This window comes from Brevibacterium sediminis, assembly GCF_013623905.1.
Lineage (GTDB): Bacteria > Actinomycetota > Actinomycetes > Actinomycetales > Brevibacteriaceae > Brevibacterium > Brevibacterium sediminis.
Genome location: NZ_JABKDD010000004.1, coordinates 232,787 through 250,433 on the forward strand (window position 1 = coordinate 232,787; position 17,647 = coordinate 250,433).

The following is a 17,647-nucleotide window of genomic DNA, read 5'->3' on the forward strand; positions in this document are numbered from 1 at the left end:
CGGGATTCGACGAAGGAGGGGGCCGAATGAGTGCACGCAGCGGAGTGCCGAACGACCCCGGCCGCCGGGAACGGATCATCGCGGCCGCCCTCGAGCTCATCCTCGACGACGGCGTCGCCCGGGTCTCCCACCGCGCCGTCGCAGCACGCGCGGACGTCCCCCTGGGGTCGATGACCTACCACTTCACCAGCATCGACGAGGTGATCACCGAGGCGTTCCGTCGGCTCGTCGACAGACTCTCCGGCCGCTACCGCGCAGGTCTGCACGAGGCGGCGACCCCCGCCGAGGCGCGCGAGGCCGTCGTCGAGATCATCTGCGGCGATACCTTCGCCTCCCCTCGGGAGATGGCGGGGATCTTCGAGCTCTACTCCTATGGGCGCAGCTCCCCCGACTCCGCCGAGCTCGCCGCCTCCTGGATGGGCATCAGCGCGGCCGCGCTGACCGAACACTTCACCCCCGACGCGGCTCACGCAATCGATGCGCTCATCGAGGGATGGACGATCCATCACCATCTCGACGGCAAGGCACCCGACCGGGAACTCGTGCGCGCGGCGGTGACCGCGCTGACCTCCTCAGCACTGTAGAGACTTCCTCGGCATGGCATGACAGTTTCAGCGATATTCTGAGCACAGCTGTCGAATCGGCGTCGATTCGATCGTCTTCTCTGTGAGCGACCGAAATCCGGCCGCCGCACACAGAACGGAGCGAACCATGCGCTACTCACTGATCTTCCACGCACCCGAGCCCGGAGCCGACGGCCCCGCCCCCACCGAAGAGGACTTCCGGGAGATGATGCGCCTCATGGACGACTTCGGCCAGGCGCTGACCTCGGCCGGGGTCGTCGTCGCCTGGGAGATGCTCGCACCCCACTCCGAGACGAAGACCGTGACCCGCAGGACCGGAGAAGTCGTCATCGAGGATGGGCCCTTCGCCGCGGCGAAGGAGGCCCTGGCCGGGGTCGTCGTCATCGACGTTCCTGACATCGAGGCGGCCCTGGCCTGGGCCGAGAAGTTCCCCGGCACGAGCTACGGCACCATCGAGGTCCGACCCGCGGCGACTTCGTTCGTCGACGGCGCCTGGACCCGACCGGGTGACGAGCCGACTCGACCCGGCGACTGCCCGTCCCTCCCGGGCGGCTCCTCCTGATCGCTCGCCGATGATCGAGTATGCCGATCCTGCCGAGCGCGCGATGATCCTGTCCGAGGACGGCTGGGGCAGGATCATCGCGCTCATCGCGGCCGCCGATGGTGATATCTCCGGCGCCGAGGATGCGCTGTCCGCGGCGCTCGAACGTGCCGTGACCGCGTGGCGGGCCCACGGACCGCCCGCCAACCCCGAGGGCTGGCTCTACCGGGTGGCTCTCAATGCCCGCCGGGACGTGTGGAGATCGGCGGCGGCACGGACCTCGACGGCCCTCGATGAGGAGACGATCGACCGCATCGACGCCGGCACCGACCCTGCCCATCACGACCCTGACGCCCTGCCCGACCGCCGGCTCGAACTCCTCGCCGCCTGCGCCCACCCGGACATCGATCCTCCCGCCCGGCCGCTGCTCATGCTCTCGGCGGTGATGGGGATGACGGCAAAACAGATCGCGGCGGCCATGGCACTGCCCGCCGCCACCGTCTCTGCCCGTCTGACCAGGGCGAAGAAGCGCGTTGCCGGTCTCGGTGTCGCCTTCGGCAGTCCCGACCGTCTCGACCTCGAGTCCCGTCTGCCCGATGTGTTTGAGGCGATCTACGGGGCATTCGCCATCGAATGGGCTCAGGCGGCCGCGCAGCCGCGGGAGGGCATGATCGGCGAGGCCCTGTACCTGTCCCGCCTCGTGGCCGAACTCTGCCCCGGTGACGGCGAATCCCACGGACTGGCCGCCCTCATCCACCTCTCCGCAGCCCGGTTCCCCGCTCGTCGCAGCGACGACGGACGATTCGTGCCCCTGTCCGACCAGAACCCGGACCGCTGGGACGGAACTCTCACGGAGGCGGGCGAGCGCCACCTCGTCGAGGTCCACCGCTGCGGACACGTCGGCCGATTCGGGCTCGAGGCGGCCATCCAACTCCTCCATATGGCCGGAATCCGCACCGGATCCACGGATTGGCCGATGCTGCTGCGCCTCCACGACGATCTCGCGCAGGTGGCCCCGAGTCTCGGCGGGTCGGTCTCCCGAGCGGCCGTCCTCGCCGAGGTCGACGGCCCCGAGGCGGGACTGGCCGCTCTCGACGCGCTGGGCTTCGACCCGGACGGCCAAGACGATAAGCGCGTCTCCGCCTTCCAACCTGCCTGGGTGCTGCGGGCTCATCTGCTCACCCGCCTCGGCCGCACAGACGAGGCGGCCACCGCCCGCCGGCGGGCGCTCGACCTGACCACCGACCCGGCCGAACGCGAGTACCTCTCGGCAGGACTCACCTGAGACGGACGTCACCTCGTCTTCGGGATGGGCGGGGGTACGGCATATGATGGTGAAATCAATCCACAGACTCCGAAACCATCCTGCATGCACAATTCCTCTCAGACCGAACCCGCCCAGGGCACATCCCAGGGCTTCGCCCACGCAAAGGCGATCCTGTTCGGCGAACACGCGGTTGTCTACGGCTCTCCGGCCGTCGCAGTGCCATTGCACGGGCTCGGAGTCCAGACCGATATCCGCCGGTCCCCGCATCAGGAGACCCGGATCGAGAGCCAGCTGTTCTCCGGAAATGCGCAGACCGCTCCGGAGCCGATGGGCCCCGTCGTCGCCGGTCTCAACGCCGCGCTGAAGGCCGTGGGAAATCCCGACGCCGAGGTGGAGCTGCTCATCCGTTCGGCGATCCCCCACAGCCGGGGCTTGGGTTCGAGTGCAGCCGTGGCCACCTCCGTGGCCCGCGCGGTCGCGAACCTGCATGCGACGGTCTTCGACGAGAACACCCTCCACGAGATCGTGCAGGCGGCCGAGACCGTCGCCCATGGCCGACCCAGCGGAATCGACGCCTGGGCCGTGGCCAAACCCGCCCCCATCCGCTTCCAGACCGGTTGCGCCCAGACCATCGACGTCGGTCAGCGCCTCGTCTTCGTCCTCGCGGACTCCGGTCATCACGGGTCCACCGCCGAGGCGGTCGGAGGGGTCCGTGCCCGCCGTGACGCCGATCCTGTGCGCATCGGAGGGATGATCGACCGTCTGGCCGAGATCACCGATTCCGCCGTCGACAACATCCGCTCCGGTGATCGTCGGGCGATCGGCACGCTGATGAACGAAGCCCATGGACTGCTCGGCAGCCTCGGTGTGTCGACCCCGACCCTCGATTCCCTCGTCGACGCCGCCACCGCGGCCGGAGCCTGGGGTGCCAAACTCACCGGCGGCGGACTCGGCGGCTGCGTGCTGGCCCTGACCGAGGACGATGATTCGGCCGAAGAGCTCGCCGAGGCCCTGCGCAAGGCGGGAGCACCCCGCACCTGGACGACGGAGGTCAGACCGACATGAGAACGACGACGGCGCGGGCCTACCCGAACATCGCCCTGGTCAAGTACTGGGGCAAGGCCGATGAGGAGCTCATCCTGCCTGCTGCGGGCAGTCTGTCGCTGACCCTCGACCATTTCGAGACCACGACCACCGTGGTGCCCGCCCCGGACGCCGAGACCGATGTCCTCGAACTCGACGGCGCACTCGCCGATGCCGGTCAGACGGACCGCATCTCCACCTTCCTCGACCATGTCCGTGACCTGGCCGGACGCGATGATCGGGTCCTCGTCCGGTCCCGCAACTCCGTGCCCACGGGTGCCGGTCTGGCCTCCTCGGCGTCGGGCTTCGCAGCTCTGGCGACGGCCGCCGCCGGGGCCTTCGACCTCGACCTCGCACCCCGCGATCTCAGCCGGCTGGCCCGCCGCGGTTCGGGGTCGGCCTGCCGCTCGATTCCCGACGGCATCGCCGTCTGGCACGCCGGCGACGACGCCTCCTCCTTCGCCGAGACCGTTCCCGCTCCGGATATGCGGATGATCATCGTCACCGTCAACCGGGCCAGGAAGGCCGTGTCCTCCCGCGAGGCGATGCGCCTGACCGCCGCCACCTCTCCCTTCTACTCCGGCTGGGTGTCCTCGACCGAGGACTACCTCGAGCAGATGGTCGCCGCGTGCGCGGCCGGGGACTTCACCCGCATCGGCGAGATCACCGAATCCCACGCCCTGCGCATGCACGGACTCATCCAGTCCACCGTGCCGCCGATCCGGTTCCTCAATCCGACCAGCCACGCGATCTTCGACGCCGTGGCCGAAGCCCGCGAGTCGGGGATCGAAGCCTATTCGACCGCCGATGCCGGCCCGAACGTCGCCGTCATCGTCCGCCCCCATGACGCCGAGGCGCTGGCCGAGAAGCTCTCCGGCTTCGGCGACGTCCGCGTCGTCGGACCCGGACCGGGAGCCCACCTGCTCACCGCCGCCGACGCAGTCCCGCCCGCAGACGCAGTGAACCCGGCTGCGGGTGAGGGCAGCCGGACATGATCGAGACCCGGGCACCCGGCAAGCTGTTCATCGCCGGCGAGTACGCCGTCGTCGAGCCCGGACAGCCCGCCGTGCTCATCGCCGTCGACCGGTGCATCACCGTCCGGCTGACCGAGAGCGAAGGCGCCGGCCGCATCCATTCGAGCGAATACGGTCAGGCTCCCGTCGTGTGGCGGCGCGAAGACGACGGTGAGCACATCATCGTCGACGAGCGCCCCTTCGACTATGTGCTCTCGGCGATCTCCACCGTCGAAGAGCTGCGCTCCGGCCGTGGTGCCAGCCCCCGCTACTTCGATCTCGAGATCTCCAGCGAACTCAATGACTCGGACGGCCGGAAGTTCGGTCTCGGCTCCTCAGCGGCGGTGACGGTGGCGACGATCGCCGCGCTCGATGAGTTCTATCGCCTCGGGCTGACCCTGACCGAACGCTTCAAACTCGCCGTCCTGGCGACCATCGCGATCTCCACAAAGGCCTCCGGCGGCGATCTTGCCGCGAGCACCTTCGGCGGCTGGATCCGCTACTCCTCCCCCGACCGTGCGGCCCTGCACGCTCACCGCGAGGCCCACGGGGTCGTCTCCGCCATGAGCTGCTCGGAATGGGCCGGCTGCTCGGCCAGACGGGTCACCCCACCAAGCTCGCTCGACCTCCTCGTCGGCTGGACCGGATCACCGGCGTCGACCGAACATCTCGTCACACGGGTCCACACCCCGCGCGAGCGGACGGACGAATCCTCCTCCGAATCGTCCCCGGCAGCGCAGAAACCGCGCCCGCTCGTGTCCTTCGCCGCCGAGTCGCACACGCTCGTCGACGATCTCGTGGCGGCCTTCGACGCCGACGATGCCGAGGCGAGCCTGACCACGATCCGCGCCGTGCGTGGCCTGCTGCGGCGGCTGAGCGACTCCACGGGCAGCCTCATCGAAACCGAAGCCCTGCACGACCTGTGCGAGATCGCCGAAACCCACGGGGCCGCAGCGAAGCCCTCGGGAGCCGGCGGCGGTGACTGCGGAATCGCCCTCGCTCACCCCCACACCGAAGCACAGACCATTCTCAGCGGCTGGGAAGCCGCCGGAATCCGACCCCTGGACCTCGGTGCCCACCGAGAGGAAGGCGAGATCGATGAGTTCTGAGACCCCGGCATCAGTTGAGACACCGGAGACCAAGGCCTCACGGGCCTCCCGCAAGGACGACCACGTGCGCCTCGCCTCGGCGCAGCAGACGGAAGGCCCCCGCCGCACCGACTTCGACGACCTCGAATTCGTCCACCATGCGCTCTCGGGCACGAACCCCGAACTTGTCGACCTCAGCGTCGAACTAGGCGAGTGGACCTGGCCGACACCCTTCTACGTCAACGGCATGACCGGCGGCACGGAGACCACGGCGAAGATCAACCGGGACCTGGCCATCGCCGCCGCCGAGACCGGTCTGCCCATGGCCTGCGGATCGATGAGCGTGGCCCTCGACGACGCCGAGGCCGCGAAAGGCTTCACCGTTATCCGCGAGGAGAACCCGGACGGCTTCGTCATGGGCAACCTCGGTGCCGGTCGCAGCGCCGATGATGCCCGCCGGGCCGTCGAGCTGCTGAACGCCGATGCCCTCCAGCTGCACATCAATCCGGTGCAGGAGACCGCGATGCCCGAAGGCACCCGCGACTTCTCCACCTGGCTGTCCGGACTCGAGGACATCGTCGCCGCCTGCCCCGTGCCCGTCGTCGTCAAGGAAGTCGGATTCGGACTCAGCCGCCGGACCCTGCGGCTGCTCGCCGATATCGGGGTCCAGTACGCCGATGTCTCCGGCGCCGGAGGCACAGACTTCCTGCGCATCGAGAACGATCGCTCACCGGCCGATGACTTCTCCATGCTCACCGGCTTCGGCCAGTCCGCCCTGGCCTGCCTGCTCGACGCCCCATCCGAGTGGACTACCGAGACGACGATGGACGACGGCGTCTCGAACCGCGTGCTCCTGGCCTCCGGCGGCGTGCGCAACCCCTATGATGTCGTGAAAGCACTGGCCTGCGGTGCTCGCGCCGTCGGCGTCGCCGGCACGTTCCTGCAGACCGTGCTCGACCACGGACCGGACGGGCTCGTCGATCTCGTGCGCACCTGGCAGACTCAGACCTCGGCTCTGTTCGCCCTGCTCGGGGCGCAGCGGTCCACGGACCTCACGGCCACGGACCTGCTCACGCGGGGCCGCCTCGGCGAGTTCGCCCGCCTGCGCGGAATCGACGTCACCGCGCTCTCGCACCGATCCGACGTCCTTTCGAGGAGGAATCAGCTGTGAATCAGCAGACCACGATCACCGGGATCCCCACCACGTGGGTCGGTCCCCTGCGGGTCAGCGGCGAAGCGCTGGCGCCGAGTGGCACCCACACCGAGGTGGCTGTGCCCCTGGCAACGTACGAGACCCCGCTGTGGCCCTCCGTCGGCCGCGGGGCATCGATCTCCCGTGAGATCGAGGGTGGGATCCGCACCGTCATCGTCGATGAGCGGATGACCCGATCCGTGCTGTTCGTGGCCGAATCAGCGATCGGCGCCGAGGCGGCCGCGCAGGCCATCCGTCACCGCACCCGCGAACTCGAAGCCGTCGTCGACGCCGGATCCGGCCACTGCCGGCTCATCGAGATCCACCCCGAGATCGTCGGGAACCTGCTCTTCGTCCGCTTCGCCTTCCGCACCAACGACGCCTCGGGCCACAATATGGTCACCCAGGCCTCGGATTCGCTCATGGACACCATTCTGTCCTGGCAGCTGGGCCTCGACTACGGCTCGGTGTCCGGCAACTACTGCTCGGACAAGAAGGCCACCGCGGTCAACGGGATCCTCGGACGCGGACGCAATGTCGTCGCCGAGATCGTCCTGCCCCACGAGATCGTCGATCGTCGCCTGCGCACGAGCGCTGAGAAGATGGTCGAACTCGTCGTGCGCAAGAACCTCGTCGGATCGACGATCGCCGGAGCCCTGCGTTCGGCGAACGCGCACTATGCGAACATGCTGCTCGCCTTCTACCTGGCCACCGGTCAGGATGCGGCGAACATCGTCGAAGGCTCGCAGGGCATCACCTATGCGGAGAACCGCCCCGAAGGCCTGTACTTCTCGACGACGCTGCCGCACCTCATCGTCGGCACCGTGGGCAACGGCAAGGACCTGCCGCATGTCGATGAAGCGCTGGAGCGTCTGGGCTGCCGGGAGGATCGTGAGCCGGGAGCGAATTCGCGTCGACTGGCCGCACTCATGGCCGCGACCGTGCTCTGCGGTGAGCTCTCTCTGCTCGCCGCTCAGACGAACCCCGGTGAGCTGATGGACACTCACCGTCAGATGGAACGCAAGGCTGATGAGCAGCTCGCTGCCGAGACTCAGCGAGAGGACGGCGAGGCCGCATGACATCACACACTGCTGCGGGCACTGTATCGATCGGCATCGACGACATCGAACTGGCCACGAGCCATCATGTCGTCAGGCTCGATGACTTCGCCGAGGCGAACGGCACCGATCCGAACAAGTTCCGCCTCGGCCTCGGCCAAGACGAGTTCAGCTTCCCGGCACCCGATGAGGATGTCGTAACCATGGCCGCCGCTGCCGCCGCGCCCATCATTCAGCGCAGCGGTTCCGATGGCATCCGCACGATGCTCTTCGCCACCGAATCGGGAATCGACCAGTCGAAGGCCGCCGGCATGGCCGTGCACTCTCTGCTCGACCTGCCGTCGCAGATGCGCGTCGTCGAGGTCAAGGAAGCGTGCTATTCGGCGACCGCAGCCCTGCAGGCCGCCGTCGGCATCGTCACCCGGTCACCGGGTCAGCGCGTGCTCGTCATCGCCTCGGATGTGGCCCGCTATGCCCTCGATTCTCCGGGTGAACCGACCCAGGGTGCCGGTGCCGTGGCGATGCTCGTCTCGGCGGATCCGAAGCTGCTCGAGATCGAACCGGTCTCGGGCCTGAACTCGGCCGATGTCGATGACTTCTGGCGCCCGAACGATTCGACGACCGCGATCGTCGACGGGGCCCTGTCGGTCACCGCGTACCTCGATGCGCTCACCGGAGCGTGGACCGATCTGGCCGCGCAGGGCGGACCGGCCATCGCCGAGATCGACCGTGTGCTCTACCACCAGCCGTTCACGAAGATGGCGAAGAAGGCGCAGGTCCACCTCGCCGGACTCACCGGTGAGGATCTCGACACGGAGATCGTCGCGGGTGTCTCCGGCGCGGGCGCCGCTGCTGCCAGTCCCGGCCCGGCTGCCGCCCACTCGGCCGCCGCCACGGACTCAGCCACTGCCGGCGCTTCCGACAACTCCGTTGCCACTGGCCCGCGCGATACGGCGCTGGCCACGAGCACTCTGTACAACCGGCGCCTCGGCAACTCCTACACCGCTTCGCTCTACGCAGGACTGTGCTCACTGCTCGATCACGATGACGATCTTGCCGGCAAGCGCATCGGGCTGTTCAGCTATGGGTCGGGCAGCGTCGGCGAGTTCTTCACCGCCCGCGTCGTCCCCGGCTACGAACAGCATTCGCACCGGCAGTCCGTCACCGAGGCCCTCGATGCCCGGGTTCCGCTGTCCATCGACGCGTACCGCGCGCTCCACGCCGCCGAGCTCTCCAGCGCCGAGGACGTCACGACCCCGAAGGTGACTGCGGGACCGTTCCGCTTCGCCGGAATCCGCGGCGGCGCCCGCCACTACGAGCGCGCCTAGGCGGCTCACCCGACACTTCACGCACTGCGTTCGGCCCAGTTTGGGGCGAACAGCCCATGTTTGAAACTGGGCTGCTCAACTCAAACTGGGCCTTTCGCGAGTTTTCAACCGACCGCAGGCACGAAGAAGCCCCTCACCTTGACCCTGACGGGACCCGGTGAGGGGCTTCTCGTTCGCCGTGCGCGAGGGGGGACTTGAACCCCCACGACCTTGCGGCCACTGGCACCTGAAGCCAGCGCGTCTACCAATTCCGCCACTCGCGCGAACAAGGTAAAACTCTAGCATCGGAGACGGCGAAACTGAAAACCGAGGAAGCCGAATCGAGGCAAACGTGTCCACCTTCACATTTTCGCCCCGCGCGGTCACTCACGCTGTGTCGCCCGCGCGGACCACGTCCATTCCGCACGGTCACTCATCGCGCATTCCACGCGGCCACTCATCTTCGCCCTTTGCAGTCATACGCGCTCGACCCTCGCAGCCCCACGTCCTCAGCCTTCCCAGCGCCCGCCCTCGCCGCACACGGCCCCACCCGCTCGCCCCGCACTCACCCTGCGCGGCCACACACGCTCGCCCCGCACACAGACCCACCGGCACCGCGTGCACTGCCTCGATCTTCCCTGGACGCGCGCAGGGAATCCCGGCACAGCTCCGCCCCGCGAACACGCGTGACGTGAGTTGAGAGCCTCACCGCGTTAGGATTGGGTGTTGATGTGCCCAGAGTGCACGTGATCAGGACCACCTGGTCAGAGCACTCAAAGACGCTAGGCGAAGAGTTCGTCCGGCAACGGCAACACCTGATGAGGAGGTGCCATGGGGTTACTCGATCGCTTCGAGAAGGGGCTGGAGAACGTCGTCAACGGCGCCTTCGCCAAGGCTTTCAGATCCCAGGTCGAACCCGTCGAGCTCGCCGGAGCCCTGCGCCGTGAGGCCGACAACAAAGCCGCCGTGGTCTCCCGCGGTCGCACTCTGACGGCCAACCACTACGTCATCGAGCTCTCGCAGACCGACCACGACCGACTCTCCGGCCTCGAGTCCGAACTGCGCTCCGATCTGCGCCAGGTCGTCGGCGACCACGCCGTCGAACAGGCCTACAGCTTCGTCGGTCCCGTCTCCGTCGAATTCGCTCTCGCCGACGACCTCGACACGGGAATGTACCGCGTCGTGTCCTCGACTCAGCGCCCCGACGGATCCCCCGCCGCTCAGCCGGCCAACCGCGGCGGCTACGACCCGATCTCACGGGCGAATCCGATCGTCGGCGAGTCCCCGAACTCCGGTTCCCGGCCCGCGACCCCGCGCCGCACCCCCGAACCTGCCCGTTCGGCTCCGACCCCCGCCGCGACCTCGCGACCGAACCCTGCCGCCCGGCCCGCACCCGCGCGCTCAATCGAAGCCAGCGTCACCATCGACGGTCGCACGCAGATGCTGCGCCAGGGCACGAACACCTTCGGCCGATCCTCGTCGAGTTCGGACTTCGTCATCGACGATCCCGGCGTCTCACGACGTCACTTCGAGATCGTCGTCGAAGGCGACCGTGCCGTGGCCAATGACCTCGGTTCGACGAACGGCACGCTTCTGCACGGACGCAAACTGACATCGGCGACCCTGTCCGACGGTGATGTCCTCCTCGCCGGAGAGGCCGAGGTCCACTACAACGAGCGGGATGCCCAGTGAGCGAATTCACCGTCACCGTCTTCCGGTTGGCATTCTTCGTCATCCTCTGGCTCTTCGTCCTCGGAGTCGCTGGAGTCCTCCGCCGCGACATCTTCGGCCCCCGGAAGGCCCGCGCCGGAACGAAAGCTCGCCGAGGCGGCTCCAAGTCCGCCCCGCCGCCACCGTCGCGTCCGGCTCCCGCACCTCGTCCGGCGGCCGCCCCGGTCGCCCACGCCCATCCGGGCACCATCCGCATCACCGACGGCCCCTTGGCCGGGCAGACGCTGATGCTCTCGGGAGCGCCAGTGACCTTCGGCCGAGCCCCCGACAACACGATCATCATCAATGACGACTTCGCTTCCAGCCATCATGCGCGGATCTCGGCGAAGAACGGAGCCTGGATGCTCGAAGACCTCGGGTCGACGAACGGCACCATCGTCGACGGCTCGCGCATGACCGGGCCCATCCAGTTGGCCATCGGCACCCGGATCACCATCGGACATACGACCCTGGAGACCCAATCGTGACGACCGGCGGTACCATCACTCTCCGTTCGGCAGCCCGGTCTCATACCGGGCTGGTTCGTAAGAACAACCAGGACTCCGGCTACGCGGGACCCAATTTCCTGCTCATCGCCGACGGAATGGGCGGTCACGCCGGCGGAGACGTCGCCTCGGCGATCACCGTGTCCCGCTTGGCCGAACTCGATCACGAGCCCGGAGGCGAGGACGCCCTCGAAATCCTGCGGACCTCGATCCTCGAGGCCAATGACCGCATCTGCCGCGGCGTCGGCGAGCAGCCCGAACTCGCCGGAATGGGCACCACCGTCACCGCGGTGCTGCGCGCCCCCGGCAATCGCTTCGCTCTCGCCCATATCGGCGACTCCCGCGGCTATGTGCTCCGCGACGACAGACTCCAGCCGATCACCCACGACCACACGTTCGTGCAGATGCTCGTGGATGAGGGCCGGATCACCGCTGAGGAGGCCGAGACCCACCCGCAGCGCTCGGTCGTGATGAAGGTCCTCGGCGACGTCGGGGCCTCCCCCGACCTCGACCTGTCCCTGCGTGAGGCCCAGGTCGGCGACCGTTGGATGCTGTGCTCGGACGGTCTGACCGGATTCGCCGATATCGACGACATCACCCGCGTGCTCAAAGAAGTGGCCGACCCCGACGAGGCCTGCCGTCAGCTCATCGACCTGGCGCTGGCCGGGGGCGGAGCCGACAATGTCACCGTCGTCGTCGGCGATGTCCTCGAAGGCGAAGTCGAGACCACCGAAGGCGTGTCCGTCGGCTCCGTCCACCTCAACCCCCGCTACGCCGCGATCGGTGCGAACCCTGATGCCGAGGCGGCCGTGGACACCGAAGCCCATGCGACCTTCGCCGAGGATGACGTGTCCGCCGACACCGCCCCGATCCAGACCGTGGACGGCGAGGACGTCGAAGCACGGGACGGAACCACTCAGCAGCTGCGGACGAACACCGCGGCAGACGAGGAGGCCGACCTCGACGATGAGGACGAGAAAAGGTCCTACCTCGGATGGATCATCACCGCCATCGTGATCGTCGCGCTGGCCGTCGGCGGATTCTTCGCCTTTAACTACGTCAGCCACCAGTACTATGTCGCCGACGACGACGGCAAGGTCTCCCTCTACCGCGGTCTCGACACGACGCTCGGGCCCATCGAACTCAGCCGCCTCGTCGACACCACGGACATCGAGGTCGGCAGCCTCAACAGCTACTCCCAGGACCGTCTGCGCGGATCGATTCCCGCCGGGTCACGCGATGAGGCCGATCGCATCATCGACAATCTGCGCAAGGAATCCGATCGCTCCTCCGGCATGTCCGGCGATGTCGAGGACTCGACGAGTCCGAGCGACCCGGCCCCCTCACCTCCGGATTCGAAGTCTGCCGACCCCAGTGACGCCATCACCCGGGAGTCGCAGTGATGAACCAGGCTCCCTCGCAGACCGCGCGCCCCAGAACCTACCGGTTGGCCGAGCTCGGTCTCCTGATCCTGGCTATTGTCGTCGCCACTAGCTCTTACGCCCTGGTTGGACTCGGCGTCGAAGGCACGATCCCGGCCAACGTCTACGGTTATGCCGCATGGCTGGCCGTGCTCGGCATCGCCATACACATCGTCGTCTGGATCAAGGCGAAATACGCCGATCCGGTGCTCGTGCCGATCGCGGTGCTGCTCAACGGCCTCGGCCTGGCTATGATCTACCGCGTCGACCTCGGCCGCGATGAGTACCTCGGTTCAGGCATGACTCAGCTCATCTGGACATCTCTGGGCGTCGTCCTGGCCGGCCTGATCGTCATCTTCCTGAAAGACCACCGCCTGCTGAGGCGATACACGTACATCTCCGGGATGGCTGGTCTTGTCCTGCTGCTTCTGCCCCTAGTGCCCGGCCTCGGTTCTGAACACTACGGGGCGAGGATCTGGATCAAGGTTCCGCTCTTCGGGTCATTCCAGCCCGGCGAGGTCTCGAAGATTCTGCTGACTATATTCTTCGCCGGCTACCTGGTCAGCTACAAGGATCAGCTAGTCGCGGCCGGAAAGAAGTTCCTTGGCATCCAATGGCCGCGCCTGCGTGACTTGGGGCCGATTGTGACCGCCTGGGTTGCCAGTGTCGGTGTGCTCGTCTTCGAACGCGACCTCGGCACCTCGCTGCTCTTCTTCGGACTATTCGTCGCGATGCTGTATGTGGCCACCTCCAAGGCCTCGTGGATCATCCTCGGTCTCGGCTTCTTCGCAGCCGGAGCGGTCCTCGCCAGCCTCTACTTCACGCACGTCCAGCAGCGCATCGATGGCTGGCTCAATGCTCTGACTCCCGAGGTCTATAACAAAGAAGTCGGTGGGTCGTACCAACTCGTGCAGGGTCTGTTCGGCATGTCCAATGGTGGACTCATCGGCACCGGTTTAGGCGAAGGACGCCCAAATATGGTGCCCTTCGCGGAGTCCGACTTCATCTACGCAGCCTTCGGTGAGGAGATCGGCCTGGCCGGGCTCTTCGTCATCCTGCTGTGCTACCTGTTCATCTTCCAGCGCGGAATCCGCACCGCTCAGCAGCTGCGTGACGGCTTCGGCACTCTGCTGGCCACGGGCCTGTCGTTCACGATCGCCCTGCAGGTCTTCGTCGTCGTCGGCGGCGTCACGCGCCTCATCCCGCTGACGGGTCTGACCACGCCGTTCCTCGCACAGGGCGGTTCCTCGCTCATCGCGAACTGGATGATCGTCGGCCTGCTGCTGCGGATCTCGGACAATGCCAGGCGCCCCGTGGAGGAATTCCACACCGGAGTGCTCAGAATCACCGAGGATCCCGAACCCGTTCCCGCGGGTGCTCACGCCAACGACACGGCCGCCTCGGCGCGCACCGTCGACGAGGATGCCCCCACGACGAACCTGCCGCCAGCGGATTCCCGCGTGTTCGACGACGAAGCCCCGACCACGAATCTGCCACCCGCGGGCGCACGGCCCCGCGGCCAGGCACCGAACGACACCGATGCCACCGACCAACGACCCACTGGAGGTGAACGATGAAGAAGCCATTGACGCATATCGCCGTCGTCGGATTCGTCATGTTCGCGCTCCTGTTCGGGTCGACGAGCTGGGTGCAGTACGTAACTGCGGATTCGCTGAACAACAATCCGCTGAACAACCGGCGGATTCTCGACCAGCTGGCTCGTGATCGCGGTCCGATCCTCGTCGACGGCACACCGATCGCCTATTCGGAACCCGTCGACGACAAGTACAAGTACCAGCGCAAATACGGTTCGGACAACCTCGATCCGCGCGCCTACGCCTCGCTGACCGGCTACTATTCCGTCGTGTCCGGCGCCTCGGGGATGGAGCGCGCCTCCGGCGATTACCTCTCCGGCGATTCCGACGCCCTGTTCTATGACAAGGTCGGCAGCTTCTTCACCGGTGAGCAGCCGCGCGGCGCCGCCGTCGAGCTGACGATCGACCCGAAGGTGCAGCAGGCTGCGTGGGACGGTCTGGGCAACCAGAACGGCGCCGCCGTGGCTCTCGACCCGAAGACCGGGAAGATCCTGGCCATGGCCTCGACCCCGGGCTGGGACCCCAATGCTCTGGCCAGCCACGACTCGACCGAAGCCAGCCAAGCCTTCAAGAACCTCGAAGCCGCCGACGGAAAGCCCGCCTACAACCGCGCTATCGGCGGCAACCTGTACCCGCCCGGCTCGACGTTCAAGGTCCTCGTCGCCGCGGCCGCCCTGGAATCCGGCGACTACGAGCCCGATTCCCAGCTCAACGGACCCGCCACGCTCGATCTGCCGCAGACGACGGCGACGATCGGCAACTCGCATCCCGGTGCCTGCCGCAACGGGGGCAAGCCGACCCTGGCCGATTCGCTGGCCGAATCCTGCAACACCTCATTCGCCTCCTTGGGAATGGATCTCGGAGAAGACGCAATCGCGAAGCAGGCCGAGAAGTTCGGCTTCGGCGAGGATCTCGAGATCCCTCTCAATGTCACCCCGTCCTCGTTCCCGTCCGACCTCAATCCGCCGCAGCTGGCTCAGTCCTCGCTCGGTCAGTACGAAGTCAGGTCGACTCCGCTGCAGATGGCGATGATGACCGCAGGAATCGCCAACGGCGGCAAGATGATGAAGCCCCAGCTCGTCGACAGGGTGCTCAATGCGAACACCCTCGAGCCGATCTCCGAGACCCGCCCGAGCCAGATGTCCCGGCCCGTGTCCGGAGATACGGCCGACAAGCTCACCGACATGATGACCGGTGTGGTCGAGAACGGCACCGCCTCGGTGGCGAAGATGGGCGACACGAAGGTCGCAGCGAAGACCGGCACCGCCCAGCACGCCAAGGGCGCGGCACCCCATGCCTGGTTCATCTCCTTCGCCCCCGCCGACGACCCTCAGGTCGCGGTCGCGGTCGTAGTCGAGAACGGTGGAAACGCGGGCAACGAAGCTTATGGTGCGACGGTCGCAGGACCGATCGCGAAGAACATGATGGAAGCGGTGGTCGAGAAATGAGACCCGTCGAAGGCACCCTGTTGGGCAACCGTTACAAACTCACCTCCCGCATCGCCGTCGGCGGCATGGGCGAGGTCTGGAAGGGTGTGGACTCCGTGCTCGGCCGCGAGGTCGCGGCGAAGATCCTCAAGGACGAGTACCTCTCCGAATCGACCTTCCTCGCCCGGTTCCGTGCCGAAGCCCAGAACATGGGCCGAGTCTCCGACCCGGGAATCGCCGGCGTCTACGACTACGGTGACGAGCAGGGTTCGCCCTACCTCGTCATGGAATACGTGCCCGGTGAGGCTCTGTCGGCCATCATCGAGCGCAGTGCTCCCCTGTCCGAGACCGATACGCTCTCCATCGTCACGCAGGCCGCTCAGGCCCTCGGTGCCGCACACAAGGTGGGCGTCATCCACCGTGACATCAAGCCCGGCAACATCCTCATGACCCCGGACTTCCGGGTCAAGATCACGGACTTCGGCATCGCCCGAGTCACCGATCAGGCACCGCTGACGAAGACCGGGCAGGTCATGGGCACCGCCCAGTACCTCGCCCCCGAACAGGCCACCGGAAAGGGTTCGGGACCTGGTTCCGACCTCTATGCACTGGGCATCATCGCCTATGAGGCCCTGGCCGGTCAGCGTCCCTTCACCGGAGACTCGCAGGTGGCCATCGCCATCGCCCAGGTCAATCAGCAGCATCCGCCGCTGCCGGACACGGTCTCCGAACCGCTGCGCCGCTTCGTCGACTGCCTGCTGGAGAAGAAGCCCGAACGCCGTCCCTCGGACGCGTTCAAGGTCGCTAAGGCCGCCGAGGCGCTCTCGGCCGGGGACATCGCCGGGGCCGAGGAGCTCGTGCCGCAGATGCGCCACGGAGCCGCGGCGTCCGAAGCTCTGACCCAGGTCTTCAACAACCCGGAGCCGGCAGCCACGACGAAGACCCTGCCCGTCACCTCCTCGAACGATGCGACCCAGGTGTACCCGAACGGTGCCGCCTCCGGAATCGTCGGCGCTGGTGCCGCCGGTGCCGGAGCAGCTGCGGCGAATACGGGACAGATCGATCCCAACGATCCGCAGAATCAGGATCTGGAGAAGGACAAGCAGTCGAACAAGGGCCGGGTCCTCATCTGGATCCTTGCGATCATCGCCCTCATCGCGGTCGGTTCCCTGCTGTGGTTCTTCCTCGGCGGAGGCAATGCCGAACCCGAACCGGAGCCATCGACCTCGGCGCCCACCTCGGAGGCGGCGAAGACGATCGAGATCGATAAGAACGATTACATCGGACTCACGGAATCCTCGGCGACGCAGAACCTCGAGAACAAGGGACTCGAGGTCGAGACGACCGACATCAACTCGGACCGGGCAGCCGGAACCGTTGCGGACGTCGGCGAGGGCGACAACGGTTACACCTTCGAAGAGGGTGACACCGTGACCCTCTACATCTCCGCCGGCCCCGCCGAGCAGCCCGAAGAGCCGGCCTCGGACTCCGGATCCGATTCGGGTCTGGGCAATGACTCGGAGTCGAGCTCGGATTCCGGTTCCTCATCCGATTCGCAGGATCAGGGTTCGAACTCCGGTGACAACGGCTCGTCCTCCGATCAGGACTCCTCGAGCTCGTCGAGTTCGTCGTCGGACTCCGAGACCTCGAGCGAATCGGACTCCTCATCGTCGACGGACACGTCAGGCGAGTCGGATACCGCGAGCTCCGGCGATTCGGCCGACACCTCCGGCGGCTCCAACCCGAACAGCGGCAATAACGGAGCGGGCAGTAATTCCGGCTCGGCGAGCAGCTCGGAGGCCGGCGGCAACCAGAACGGAAACAACGGCAATGACTAGACAGTGATCGATACAGA

The 17,647-nt window shown here is 67.0% G+C and carries 15 protein-coding genes and 1 tRNA gene; 15 read left to right on the top strand and 1 reads right to left on the bottom strand.

Features of this window, described 5'->3' with window-relative positions:
• The first annotated feature begins 26 nt into the window (after positions 1 to 26).
• The 9 genes from HK108_RS08680 to HK108_RS08720 all read left to right on the top strand — a co-directional run bounded on the left by HK108_RS08680 (position 27) and on the right by HK108_RS08720 (position 9,154).
• Complete coding sequence (locus HK108_RS08680) at positions 27 to 584, top strand: TetR/AcrR family transcriptional regulator (RefSeq protein ID WP_181271186.1); 558 nt, start codon at positions 27 to 29, stop codon at positions 582 to 584.
• A 127-nt stretch (positions 585 to 711) separates the two neighbouring features.
• The gene (locus tag HK108_RS08685) at positions 712 to 1,146 is read left to right on the top strand and encodes a YciI family protein (protein ID WP_181271187.1); all 435 of its coding nucleotides are present in this window, start codon (positions 712 to 714) and stop codon (positions 1,144 to 1,146) included.
• A gap of 10 nt (positions 1,147 to 1,156) precedes the next feature.
• Entirely contained in the window at positions 1,157 to 2,410 is a 1,254-nt protein-coding gene (locus HK108_RS08690) for an RNA polymerase sigma factor (protein WP_181271188.1), read from the top strand.
• An 84-nt stretch (positions 2,411 to 2,494) separates the two neighbouring features.
• Entirely contained in the window at positions 2,495 to 3,457 is a 963-nt protein-coding gene (gene mvk, locus HK108_RS08695) for a mevalonate kinase (RefSeq protein WP_181271189.1), read from the top strand.
• Complete coding sequence (gene mvaD / locus HK108_RS08700) at positions 3,454 to 4,470, top strand: diphosphomevalonate decarboxylase (RefSeq protein ID WP_181271190.1); 1,017 nt, start codon at positions 3,454 to 3,456, stop codon at positions 4,468 to 4,470. The genes mvk and mvaD overlap by 4 nt, the downstream gene beginning before the upstream one ends.
• Complete coding sequence (locus HK108_RS08705; RefSeq protein ID WP_181271191.1) at positions 4,467 to 5,597, top strand: phosphomevalonate kinase; 1,131 nt, start codon at positions 4,467 to 4,469, stop codon at positions 5,595 to 5,597. The genes mvaD and HK108_RS08705 overlap by 4 nt, the downstream gene beginning before the upstream one ends.
• The gene (gene fni / locus HK108_RS08710) at positions 5,587 to 6,747 is read left to right on the top strand and encodes a type 2 isopentenyl-diphosphate Delta-isomerase (RefSeq protein ID WP_181271192.1); all 1,161 of its coding nucleotides are present in this window, start codon (positions 5,587 to 5,589) and stop codon (positions 6,745 to 6,747) included. Before HK108_RS08705 ends, fni begins: the two co-directional genes overlap by 11 nt.
• Entirely contained in the window at positions 6,744 to 7,847 is a 1,104-nt protein-coding gene (locus HK108_RS08715; RefSeq protein ID WP_181271193.1) for a hydroxymethylglutaryl-coenzyme A reductase family protein, read from the top strand. Before fni ends, HK108_RS08715 begins: the two co-directional genes overlap by 4 nt.
• Positions 7,844 to 9,154: a hydroxymethylglutaryl-CoA synthase family protein gene (locus HK108_RS08720; protein WP_181271194.1), complete on the top strand. Its 1,311-nt coding sequence runs from the start codon at positions 7,844 to 7,846 to the stop codon at positions 9,152 to 9,154. The genes HK108_RS08715 and HK108_RS08720 overlap by 4 nt, the downstream gene beginning before the upstream one ends.
• Positions 9,155 to 9,333: 179 nt before the next feature.
• On the opposite strand, the gene HK108_RS08725 is transcribed toward HK108_RS08720, so the two are convergent.
• Positions 9,334 to 9,417 (bottom strand) — tRNA-Leu (locus tag HK108_RS08725).
• A 547-nt stretch (positions 9,418 to 9,964) separates the two neighbouring features.
• On the opposite strand from HK108_RS08725, the gene HK108_RS08730 reads away from it, so the two are divergent.
• Genes HK108_RS08730 through HK108_RS08755 form a run of 6 tightly spaced genes read left to right on the top strand, consistent with a single transcriptional unit; the run spans position 9,965 to position 17,630 of the window.
• Positions 9,965 to 10,825, top strand: coding sequence for a DUF3662 and FHA domain-containing protein (locus HK108_RS08730; RefSeq protein ID WP_181271195.1), 861 nt, complete (start codon positions 9,965 to 9,967; stop codon positions 10,823 to 10,825).
• Positions 10,822 to 11,331, top strand: a complete 510-nt coding sequence (locus HK108_RS08735; protein ID WP_181271196.1) for an FHA domain-containing protein FhaB/FipA — start codon at positions 10,822 to 10,824, stop codon at positions 11,329 to 11,331. The genes HK108_RS08730 and HK108_RS08735 overlap by 4 nt, the downstream gene beginning before the upstream one ends.
• Positions 11,328 to 12,752 carry a PP2C family protein-serine/threonine phosphatase gene (locus HK108_RS08740; protein WP_181271197.1) on the top strand — a complete coding sequence of 475 codons (1,425 nt, stop codon included), beginning with the start codon at positions 11,328 to 11,330 and terminating at the stop codon, positions 12,750 to 12,752. The genes HK108_RS08735 and HK108_RS08740 overlap by 4 nt, the downstream gene beginning before the upstream one ends.
• Positions 12,752 to 14,347, top strand: coding sequence for an FtsW/RodA/SpoVE family cell cycle protein (locus HK108_RS08745; protein ID WP_181271198.1), 1,596 nt, complete (start codon positions 12,752 to 12,754; stop codon positions 14,345 to 14,347). Before HK108_RS08740 ends, HK108_RS08745 begins: the two co-directional genes overlap by 1 nt.
• Complete coding sequence (locus HK108_RS08750) at positions 14,344 to 15,813, top strand: peptidoglycan D,D-transpeptidase FtsI family protein (RefSeq protein WP_139909578.1); 1,470 nt, start codon at positions 14,344 to 14,346, stop codon at positions 15,811 to 15,813. The genes HK108_RS08745 and HK108_RS08750 overlap by 4 nt, the downstream gene beginning before the upstream one ends.
• Positions 15,810 to 17,630, top strand: a complete 1,821-nt coding sequence (locus tag HK108_RS08755; RefSeq protein WP_181271199.1) for a protein kinase domain-containing protein — start codon at positions 15,810 to 15,812, stop codon at positions 17,628 to 17,630. Before HK108_RS08750 ends, HK108_RS08755 begins: the two co-directional genes overlap by 4 nt.
• Positions 17,631 to 17,647: the final 17 nt, after the last annotated feature.

Excerpts from the sequence above, each read along its gene's own strand:
- HK108_RS08680 (WP_181271186.1), top strand. The coding sequence starts at position 27 with ATGAGTGCACGCAGCGGAGTGCCGAACGACCCCGGCCGCCGGGAACGG.
- HK108_RS08685 (WP_181271187.1), top strand. The coding sequence starts at position 712 with ATGCGCTACTCACTGATCTTCCACGCACCCGAGCCCGGAGCCGACGGC.
- HK108_RS08690 (WP_181271188.1), top strand. The coding sequence starts at position 1,157 with ATGATCGAGTATGCCGATCCTGCCGAGCGCGCGATGATCCTGTCCGAG.
- mvk (WP_181271189.1), top strand. The coding sequence starts at position 2,495 with ATGCACAATTCCTCTCAGACCGAACCCGCCCAGGGCACATCCCAGGGC.
- mvaD (WP_181271190.1), top strand. The coding sequence starts at position 3,454 with ATGAGAACGACGACGGCGCGGGCCTACCCGAACATCGCCCTGGTCAAG.
- HK108_RS08705 (WP_181271191.1), top strand. The coding sequence starts at position 4,467 with ATGATCGAGACCCGGGCACCCGGCAAGCTGTTCATCGCCGGCGAGTAC.
- fni (WP_181271192.1), top strand. The coding sequence starts at position 5,587 with ATGAGTTCTGAGACCCCGGCATCAGTTGAGACACCGGAGACCAAGGCC.
- HK108_RS08720 (WP_181271194.1), top strand. The coding sequence starts at position 7,844 with ATGACATCACACACTGCTGCGGGCACTGTATCGATCGGCATCGACGAC.
- HK108_RS08730 (WP_181271195.1), top strand. The coding sequence starts at position 9,965 with ATGGGGTTACTCGATCGCTTCGAGAAGGGGCTGGAGAACGTCGTCAAC.
- HK108_RS08745 (WP_181271198.1), top strand. The coding sequence starts at position 12,752 with ATGAACCAGGCTCCCTCGCAGACCGCGCGCCCCAGAACCTACCGGTTG.
- HK108_RS08750 (WP_139909578.1), top strand. The coding sequence starts at position 14,344 with ATGAAGAAGCCATTGACGCATATCGCCGTCGTCGGATTCGTCATGTTC.
- HK108_RS08755 (WP_181271199.1), top strand. The coding sequence starts at position 15,810 with ATGAGACCCGTCGAAGGCACCCTGTTGGGCAACCGTTACAAACTCACC.